Annotated in this window: 8 protein-coding genes, 1 pseudogene and 1 riboswitch; of the genes and pseudogenes, 5 read left to right on the top strand and 4 right to left on the bottom strand. The window is 43.5% G+C overall.

The genetic code is table 11. The annotated features are described in order from the left end of the window. From PX484_RS02110 to rimI, 3 genes are all read right to left on the bottom strand, one after another. A partial coding sequence (locus PX484_RS02110; RefSeq protein WP_288102733.1) for a CBS domain-containing protein occupies positions 1-297 on the bottom strand: 297 nt, incomplete at its 3' end. A gap of 90 nt (positions 298-387) precedes the next feature. After that, the gene (locus tag PX484_RS02105; protein WP_287667243.1) at positions 388-1,578 is read right to left on the bottom strand and encodes a glycosyltransferase family 4 protein; all 1,191 of its coding nucleotides are present in this window, start codon (positions 1,576-1,578) and stop codon (positions 388-390) included. Continuing rightward, the gene (gene rimI / locus PX484_RS02100; protein ID WP_287667245.1) at positions 1,575-2,195 is read right to left on the bottom strand and encodes a ribosomal protein S18-alanine N-acetyltransferase; all 621 of its coding nucleotides are present in this window, start codon (positions 2,193-2,195) and stop codon (positions 1,575-1,577) included. Before rimI ends, PX484_RS02105 begins: the two co-directional genes overlap by 4 nt. A 570-nt stretch (positions 2,196-2,765) precedes the next feature. On the opposite strand from rimI, the gene PX484_RS02095 reads away from it, so the two are divergent. Both PX484_RS02095 and PX484_RS02090 read left to right on the top strand, forming a co-directional pair. After that, positions 2,766-3,746: a sodium-dependent bicarbonate transport family permease gene (locus PX484_RS02095; protein WP_287667248.1), complete on the top strand. Its 981-nt coding sequence runs from the start codon at positions 2,766-2,768 to the stop codon at positions 3,744-3,746. Positions 3,747-3,819: 73 nt separating this feature from the next. Beyond that, positions 3,820-4,137: a P-II family nitrogen regulator gene (locus PX484_RS02090; protein ID WP_002801670.1), complete on the top strand. Its 318-nt coding sequence runs from the start codon at positions 3,820-3,822 to the stop codon at positions 4,135-4,137. Positions 4,138-4,402: 265 nt separating this feature from the next. On the opposite strand, the gene PX484_RS02085 is transcribed toward PX484_RS02090, so the two are convergent. Continuing rightward, entirely contained in the window at positions 4,403-4,981 is a 579-nt protein-coding gene (locus tag PX484_RS02085) for a DUF3172 domain-containing protein (protein ID WP_002801669.1), read from the bottom strand. 188 nt (positions 4,982-5,169) lie between these two features. Next, positions 5,170-5,299: riboswitch (cyclic di-AMP (ydaO/yuaA leader) on the top strand. A gap of 232 nt (positions 5,300-5,531) precedes the next feature. On the opposite strand from PX484_RS02085, the gene PX484_RS02080 reads away from it, so the two are divergent. The 3 genes and pseudogenes from PX484_RS02080 to PX484_RS02070 form a co-directional block, all read left to right on the top strand. Next, entirely contained in the window at positions 5,532-6,869 is a 1,338-nt protein-coding gene (locus PX484_RS02080) for an ArsB/NhaD family transporter (RefSeq protein WP_002801668.1), read from the top strand. A 106-nt stretch (positions 6,870-6,975) separates the two neighbouring features. Continuing rightward, positions 6,976-8,148: a glycosyltransferase gene (locus PX484_RS02075; RefSeq protein ID WP_288102732.1), complete on the top strand. Its 1,173-nt coding sequence runs from the start codon at positions 6,976-6,978 to the stop codon at positions 8,146-8,148. 54 nt (positions 8,149-8,202) lie between these two features. Next, positions 8,203-8,690 (top strand): annotated as a pseudogene (locus PX484_RS02070) (ABC transporter ATP-binding protein); the annotation flags it as partial.

The following is an 8,690-nucleotide window of genomic DNA, read 5'->3' as shown; positions in this document are numbered from 1 at the left end:
GGTATTAGCAAATAAGCGGGCCACATATTCAACCCCGAGGTCGGGATTAATCACGATGCAGGGTTTGCTCATCACTTCATAGACGCGCACTTTTTGCGGATCTTGACCGAAAGCGACGACTTTATAGACAATATCGGTTTCGGTGATAATTCCGTAAGCATCTTCATCGTGACGACGATCAACAATGAGAGTTCTAATGTTCTTTTCTCTCATCAATTGTACCGCTTTGGCAACGGTTTCAGAACCTTTAATCTTGGCCACCTCCGTGGTCATAATTTCAGCTGCTTTCATAGTCATAGTTGGAGAAGTTAAGTTGTGCCTTTGTTATTTTAGGGTATAAACTGACCCGTAATACTGACGGCTGACGGCTAAAAAACCGCTCCCTGATTAACGCCATTCTACCAGTTGTCGTTCTTGGACGACCAAACCATATACTGTCTCGGTTTGACGGGCTAAATTCGCCCAATGAAAGCGTTTTTCTAGGTCTTGGTAGGCGTTATTAACTAATTTTTGAGCGTATTCGGGATTATTTAAAACCTCTAAAATGCCCCAAGCGAGGGAATCAGGATTATTGACGCGGGTGACAATTCCCGTTTGGCCATGACGGACAACTTCGGGAAAACCGCAGGTATCGGAAACTACCACGGGAACCCTAGCGGCGAAACTTTCCAGGGCGACAATGCCAAAAGGTTCGTAAAGACTGGGAAAAACGGCACAATCGGCCACAGTTTGGAAGCGATCGAGGTTTTCATCGGACATAAAGCCCGTAAAATAACAATGATGCCAGATACCGAGATGCCAGGCCTGTTGCTTGAGTTTGTCGGTATTGCCGCCACCGATAATGACAAATTTAGTTTGACCCTCGGTCTGGGCCAGGACTTTTGGGGCAGCGTTGAGTAACACCGAAACCCCCTTTTCAAAGGTCATACGCCCGACGTAATAGACGATTTTTTCGTGATCTTCGGCATATTGACGACGAAAAGCTCGGTAATCAAAGTTAGGGTCTCTTTGCTTTTTCTCGGCCCGAATACCGTTATAAACCACATCGATTTTATCCCAGGGTGCGCCCAAGGCCCGATGGACTTCATGACGCATATAGCCGGTACAGACGATAACGCGCCAAGCATTATAGACGAGGGTTCCCTCTTTGCTGCCGATATAGCGTTGGGTGTCGGTGTGCAGTCCGTTATAACGTCCGTATTCCGTGGCGTGAATAGTGGCAATCAGGGGTATTTTAAAGAGATGTTTCAGGGCGATGGCTGCATCCCCTACTAACCAATCGTGAGCATGAACAAGGTCAAATTTTCCGTATTCGGCGATTATTTTGCCGCCTTGTTGTCCCATGCTGTTATTCATGTTGACCACCCAATGGAAAAAGTCATTGCCGGGGGGTACGGGGACGCGGTGGATGTGAATACCTTCCACCAGTTCATAACTGGGGGCCTGACCGAATTCGATCGTGATTAAATGGACTTCATGACCGAGTTTGACGATTTCGGGATAGAGTTCAGCGACATGACGGGCGATACCGCCCACTAATCGCGGTGGAAATTCCCACGCCAACACTAAAATCCTCATTTTTCCCTAACCTCGACCTGATTTAAGCTTGTAGGTAATCTTGACATCCCCATGGTATCTATTTTGGCTCTGGTTTCTTCCTCTAATTGCCACTCTCCCTGCGCCAGTCTTGAGAGGATTTCTTGTCGCCACTTGTTTAATTGTTCCTGAAAAGCGGCCGTTTGTAGATCGTTGCGCCAGAAAATTAGGGCCGATTCGCCAGTTTGCGAATAATAATTTTTCCGCTCTCCAGCGACGCGGAAGCCAAAATGCTCGTAGAGTGCGATCGCTGACTGGTTCGACACCCTCACCTCTAGCGTAGCCCTTTCCAGTTGTCTTTGTACAGCCTTTTCAAGAAGTTTGTAGAGAAGCAGTTTTCCTAATCCTTGTCTTTGATAGTCGGGATAAATTGCCAGGAGGGTAATATGCGCTTCTTCGAGAATTGCCCAAAAACAAGCCAATCCGATTAGGGTTTCGTCCTTCTGGTCCAAGTTAAGAATTAATAATTCACTGTTGGGGCTGTTTAATTCCCGTTCATAACCGGATAGGGTCCAAATACCGCCGAGACTGCTGCGATCAAGAGACACCATGGCGGCAAGATGCTCTGATTTTGGGGTTTTAAGCTGTATTTTTGCCATTGATCGGGAATGGGAGAATTATGAATTATGAATTATGAATTATGAATTATGGTTCTTCGTTACTTGGTATGGTTCGATATGGGGGCATAAATCGACTAAATCCTTATCTGGCAAGAGATTTAATTGATTAGTTCGCTCCAGATCGCAAACAATTGACAAAAATTGCGGTAATGTCTGTTTCTATAAGGGTTTCATCCCTTATAACCCCCGTCCATTGCATAACACAAACCGAAGAACCTGAATTATCAAGTGGGGAGAAGGGGGAGGGTAGAAAAAGCTGACGGCTGACGGTTTCAAGATAACAAAGGCCGAATCTAAAACCTAATTGGTTAAGTTAAAAGCTTTGAGGTACTTAGTTTCTAACCTTCTTTTTAGGTAGGAGAATTGCCAGATTCTGTCTTTTGCCTCTTGACTGTTGGCTCTTGCCTTGAGAAGCTGATCACTGAAACATCACCCATCTTAATTTTTTTTGGCGGCCATCGTTAAGCGTTTTAATCTGGTTCTTAACATTTTGCCAGTATTCTCAAAATTGAATAGTATAGATTGGAATAACTCAATGTACGCAAACCTATGGATGGCAGCTTAATCCTGTTCAATATTCTCAATCCGCCGGTTTTGTTCTTTTTCTTAGGAATGCTGGCAGTATTTTTTAAATCCGACCTAGAGATTCCCCAACCACTGCCTAAACTCTTTTCTCTCTATCTTTTGATGGCGATTGGTTTCAAGGGAGGCTATGAACTAGCGGAAAGTGGCATCAATAACCAAATCGCTTTAACTTTGATTGCCTCTGTGGTTATGGCTTGCATCGTTCCCATTTACACTTTCTTTATCCTGAAAATTAAACTCGATAGTGCCAATGCAGCAGCGATTGCAGCCGCCTATGGTTCCATTAGTGCCGTTACTTTCATCACCGCCAGTTCTTTTTTAGAAAAACTGCATATTTCCTATGGCGGTCACATGGTAGCGGCCTTAGCTTTAATGGAATCGCCAGCGATTGTAGTGGGTTTAATCCTGGTGCGAGTCTTTAAAGAGAAAAATGGCGAAGAAGAAGCATTTTCTTGGTCAAAGGTTCTACATGAAGCCTTTTTAAATGGCTCGGTATTTCTCTTAGTCGGTAGTGTTATTATTGGTATGCTGACGGGGGAAAAAGGCTGGGAAAAATTAGAACCTTTCACCCAAGGGATTTTTTATGGTGCTTTAACTTTCTTTCTCCTTGATATGGGATTAGTGGCGGCGAAAAGAATTCGAGAATTAGGCAACACTGGTCCTTTTCTCATCGGTTTCTCGGTATTTATTCCCGTCATCAATGCTATGGTGGGCATCCTCATCGCTAAGGTTCTCGGATTTGAACAGGGCAATGCTTTATTATTCGCTGTTTTGTGTGCCAGTGCCTCTTATATTGCTGTTCCTGCGGCCATGAGAATGACTGTTCCCGAAGCGAATCCTAGTTTATACGTTTCTATGGCCTTGGCTTTAACTTTTCCTTTCAATATCATCATCGGTATTCCTCTGTACCTAGAGATGATCAAAATCATTGGCTGTGGAGTCTAAAAAGCCCAGCGGTTTTTAAATAATTCCTGTCAAAAGTTTTCTCTTTCACTTGTACCTTTTTTACTTAACTACCATGCTTGAATCCCCGCATCCTTCCCTACAAACTGTCAAAAAAGTGGACATAATTGTTAGTCATGCTTTTCTGGAAGAAACCTTAAGCGTTCTTGATGTTGTCGGAGTTTCCGGTTATACCGTCTTTGGCAATACTTCGGGAAAAGGCGATCGAGGTTTATCCTGTGATGACTTGGATTGTGATTACAGTGGTAACTACATTATGACCGTTTGTAATAGTGACGAACAACTCGGTCGTCTAATCGATAAAATTCAGCCTTTTTTAAAAAAAGCCGGCGGAATTTTTGTGGTGACTACGGCCCAATGGCTAAGTCATTAGACCTCTTGTAAAAATCAAAAATTGTTCCGGTTGATTAGGAGTCAGTAGTCAGGAGAAAGATAAGTAGCTGGTTATAATTAAATTAAAAATGGATTTTAGGTTCGATCCCCCCTGCCCCCCTTGATAAGGGGGGTGCCGATAGGCGGGGGGATCTCCCCTGCCCCCCTTGATAAGGGGGGTGCCGATAGGCGGGGGGATCCCCCCTGCCCCCCTTGATAAGGGGGGTGTCTGATAATTTTTAACGCCTACCTACTTATTTTCTGGTTTAGAATTTATCTGTATCTGGTCTGGGACCAACAGCGCCGGCGGGATTAACAAAAAGATTACCACCGGCTTCATTTTGGAAGATACAATCGATTTTCGGTTTGCCTTCCAAGGGGCCGGTATAACCAAAAGTATTCATCCGGTTTTTACAACTTTGTACCTGCTGTCCATCGACTAATTTTTGTTGTTCTAAAATTGACCAGTTATTGCGTCGCAAAACGCAACCGGGTTGCATAACCGGTTGGGTAACAAAAACATTAAAGGGGTTAAGGGTGACATAAACCCGCAAATCGGTGACAATGGCACTGGCCCCAAATTGCACGCATAATTCCGCATTGGGGGCGCTGCGATCGATTACTTCCCGGGAAGCGACGTTTTCGGGGCTAAAATTGGCAGTAGAACTGAATACCAGACCGAGACCCACTCCTAGTACAAAAATACCACCAATCAAGGCGATCATGGCATAGTTTAATTTTGCCAATAGGCCTCCGGGGGACGAAGCGCGGGAGTCATCGCCATAGGAGCGTTCATAATCACGATCACGCGATCGAGGAGGAGTATAACGAGGTCTTCTATTCATCGAAATTTCTGTTGTAGCTGCTATGGCGGTCAGTCGTTAGCTATTAGCTTATCACTGTTCTATCCTAGCAACCCGGGGGATAACCGACAGGATAGGTCTGGTATAGGGCTATATCGTTTTTTTTGGGTTAGTATGCTATGGTGGATCACTAAACAGAGTAAGTCAGCCTAATCCAAGTTTCTATGCTAGATATTAGCTAGACAAATTCGGAGCGGAGGAACCACATTTGGGGCGTATTTCTAGATTTTTTAGCCTAGAAAAGGATATCTCTCTATCCTAGCCCGTCAGCTAACTTCGTCGGCGTGGGGGGGAAGACTGAAACATCACTACATTCCTAGTAATGTCTTGATCGGTTCAGTTATGTCGCTGGTACTACTTGATAGTCATAACTTACAGGAGACATTGTTTATGGAGATTCTCATGTCAGATTACCGATCACAACAATTTTAAGATTTTCCGTAGATAACCATATTTTCTATGAGTTTGCTGTACATTTTTCGGGCAAACTTTTAGTCCTATTGAGAAACCAAGAGTAAAAACAGGATCAAAAATGCTGGAATCTTTACCAATGTGGATTGCTGCGATGACTTTTATTGCAGTCATTGTTGTTATTATGTTCGAGTGGCTTCATATTACCGTAGCGGCTTTACTGGGGGCTTTAATCTTAGTTTTTACCCATATCATGACTCTCCAGGAAGCGGTGGGTTATATCAGTCGCAGTTATGCCACTCTTGCCCTATTTTTTGGGGTAATGGTGTTAGTGAGAGCCTTTGAACCAACGAAAATTTTTGATTATTTAGCAGCACAAATGGTGCTTTTAGCAAAGGGACAGGGCAAATTATTACTAATAGGAATTGTCGCCATTACTACCCCAATCTGTGCGGTGTTACCCAACGCTACCACGGTGATGTTATTAGCCCCGCTAATTCCTCCCTTAGCTCAAGATATAGGCGTGGATTTTGTGCCGCTCTTAATCCTGATGGTTTTCGTGGCCAACAGTTCCGGGTTATTAACGATTGTTGGTGATCCCGCTACTTATATCGTCGGTGATTCTATTAATATCACCTTCATGGAATACCTACAGCGTTTGAGTTTAGGTGGTGCCTTGGCAGTGATTACCATTCTGGTTATGTTACCTTGGTTATTTCCCACGATCTGGCGGACAAAATTCGAGCATTTAGAAGACTTACCCCATCCGAAAATTAATCATCCTCGCGTCTTAGCGGTGGGGGGAATTATCGTCTTTTTGGTCTTATTTTTATTCGTCGTCGGTGAATCTTTTCCTGTACCCCTTGCTCCGGCGGCTGTTGCTTTGATGGGGGCAGCTTTAGCCCTACTTTTAGCCCAGCAATCGAAAATCGATACGGTGCATAATATTCTCCGAGATGTGGACTGGAGTACCCTATTATTTTTTATGTCAATTTTTGTCCTAATTGGCGGCTTAGAAAAAACTGGCGTAGTTAATAGTTTATCGGGACTTCTGGCGATAATTTTAGGCCAAAATATCTTTTTAGGTTCTCTAGTTTTGCTGTTTTTTGTCGGACTTGTTTCCAGTGTCGTTCCGAATATTCCCCTAGTGGTGGCCATGGTTCCACTACTGAAACAGTACCTGGTTAATGTTAATTTAGTCGGGACGGAGGTTCTTTCTCCCGATTATGCCGGTTCTTTTCCCCCGTCCGTTTTACCGCTTTTCTATGCGATGATGTATGGAGCCACCCTAGGGGGTAATGGTACTTTAGTGGGGGCTTCTTCTAATATTGTCGCCGCTGGCATCGCCGAACAACACGGGGGCAAAATTAGCTTTCATACCTTTCTACGCTACGGTTTACCAGTGATGTTTACTCAGTTAGTCGTCTCGGCAATGTATATGTTAATTTTCTTTGTCTAGTCTATCTCTGGGGGTATTAATGTTAAGTTCGCCTAAGATTGACAAGAACGTTAACATCGATTAACATTCTCCTATCGTGCTAGATAATCTGGATTGAGCGGCGATCGTGAACAAAAAAATCTCTGTTTTAGCACCAGATTTATCCGGTGGTGGTGGCACGCGAGTCTATTTGATTGCTCAAGTCTTGCAACAGCTAAACTGTCAGGTGACGATCTATGGCCCGATTTTTGGCTGGGAAATCTATCCAACCCCACCGCAGAATTTACCTGTGGTATCGGTCAAAGGCAATAATTATCCCCAGTTTTTTGGCCAGATCAAAACTTTACTCGATCGCCTCTCCGGAGAGATTATTTATGCGGTTAAACCCCGTCCCACCAGTTTCGGCATCGGTTTACTGAAACGTTTTTTTTCCCCACGTCCCCTAATTCTTGATATTGACGATTGGGAAATGAGTTGGTTTGGTGGCGATCGATGGTCCTATCGTCCTCATCCTCGACAATTAGCTAGGGATATCCTCAAAAAAAATGGTGCGCTTAGGGACCCGAATCACCCTCTCTATCTGCGTTGGCTGGAAAATTTAATTAACCGCGCCGATGCGGTGACGGTTAATAATCAATTTTTGCAAAAGCGTTATGGGGGGATTTATTTACCGAATGGCAAGGATACGCAACTTTTCGATCCCAATCTCTACGATCCCGTTGCTTGTCGTCAAAAATACGGTTTATCTGCCTATAAAGTCTTAATGTTCCCTGGTACAGCTAGACCCCACAAAGGTTTAGAAGATGTCTTAATCGCTTTAGATCAAATTGGTGATCCTGATTTTAAATTGGTGGTGGTGGGAGGTCGCCAAATCGGGGATGGTTATCTGGATAGTTTGCTAGAAAAAGGTCAACCTTGGTTAATTCATTTACCTGCTCAACCGCTCGAGCGAATGCCGGAAGTTATTGCCGCTGCCCATGCTATTATCGTTCCCCAGAGGGATGAAGCTACGGCTAACGCCCAATTTCCGATTAAACTCACCGATGGTATGGCGATGGCTAAACCGATTATTTCCACTAAAGTGGCAGATATTCCCGAAATTTTAGCTGATATTGGCTATTTAGTCGAACCTCGATCGCCAGAGCAACTAGCTGTCATGATTAGCGAAGTTTTTAAAGATCTCGACTCGGCTAATGCACGAGGACTAAAAGCGAGAGAGCGCTGTATCGCCTCCTACAGTACCACCGCCATGGCGACAACTCTCTCTGGCATAATTACTTCTCTGGAAGGGAAATATTAGAGTCTAGCGAGTAGGATAATTGACCGTTGACTATTTACTTTATTACTTATAGCGATGAATCCTAAGCAAATTCTCCTTAAATATACGCTGAAACACTGGATATTAGTGGTTTCCAGTATTGTTATCGGCTTTGCCAGTACCATATTTAATGGGGTAGGAGCTATTTTAGTTATCCCCTTACTAATTTCTTTTATTAATCCCGAAAATGATATCTTAAAAACTGCCCCCCAAATTATCAAAAAGCTGCTCTCAGTTTTCGAGTTTTTCTCGGTCGATACTCGTTTTTTCTGGATGTTTGCGGCGATATTATTGATTTTAATTCTCAAGCACATTACCAATTTTGTCAGTAATTTTTTAGGAACTTACTTGTCTTTGATTATGGCAAAAGATATGCGAATTGATTCAGTTATTCTGCTGCTAGAAGTGGATATAGATTATTATGTAAAAAGTAAAATAGGAGATATTTTTAATCGTTTCATGTCGGAGATTAATCGGGCTGTAGCATCAATTAGAAATTACATAAACCTGATTAAGATTATCGC

The sequence above is a fragment of the Microcystis sp. M49636_WE2 genome (genome assembly GCF_030065375.1).
GTDB classification, from domain to species: Bacteria; Cyanobacteriota; Cyanobacteriia; order Cyanobacteriales; family Microcystaceae; genus Microcystis; species Microcystis aeruginosa_C.
Note: the sequence above shows the minus strand (reverse complement) of the source record. Positions and strands in the feature narration are given on the sequence as shown.

What these genes read in the sequence shown, in the direction of transcription:
- PX484_RS02095 (WP_287667248.1), top strand. Translation starts at nt 2,766, where the DNA reads ATGGATGGCAGCTTAATCCTGTTCAATATTCTCAATCCGCCGGTTTTG.
- PX484_RS02085 (WP_002801669.1), bottom strand. Translation starts at nt 4,981, where the DNA reads ATGAATAGAAGACCTCGTTATACTCCTCCTCGATCGCGTGATCGTGAT.
- PX484_RS02105 (WP_287667243.1), bottom strand. Translation starts at nt 1,578, where the DNA reads ATGAGGATTTTAGTGTTGGCGTGGGAATTTCCACCGCGATTAGTGGGC.
- PX484_RS02090 (WP_002801670.1), top strand. Translation starts at nt 3,820, where the DNA reads ATGCTTGAATCCCCGCATCCTTCCCTACAAACTGTCAAAAAAGTGGAC.
- rimI (WP_287667245.1), bottom strand. Translation starts at nt 2,195, where the DNA reads ATGGCAAAAATACAGCTTAAAACCCCAAAATCAGAGCATCTTGCCGCC.
- PX484_RS02080 (WP_002801668.1), top strand. Translation starts at nt 5,532, where the DNA reads ATGCTGGAATCTTTACCAATGTGGATTGCTGCGATGACTTTTATTGCA.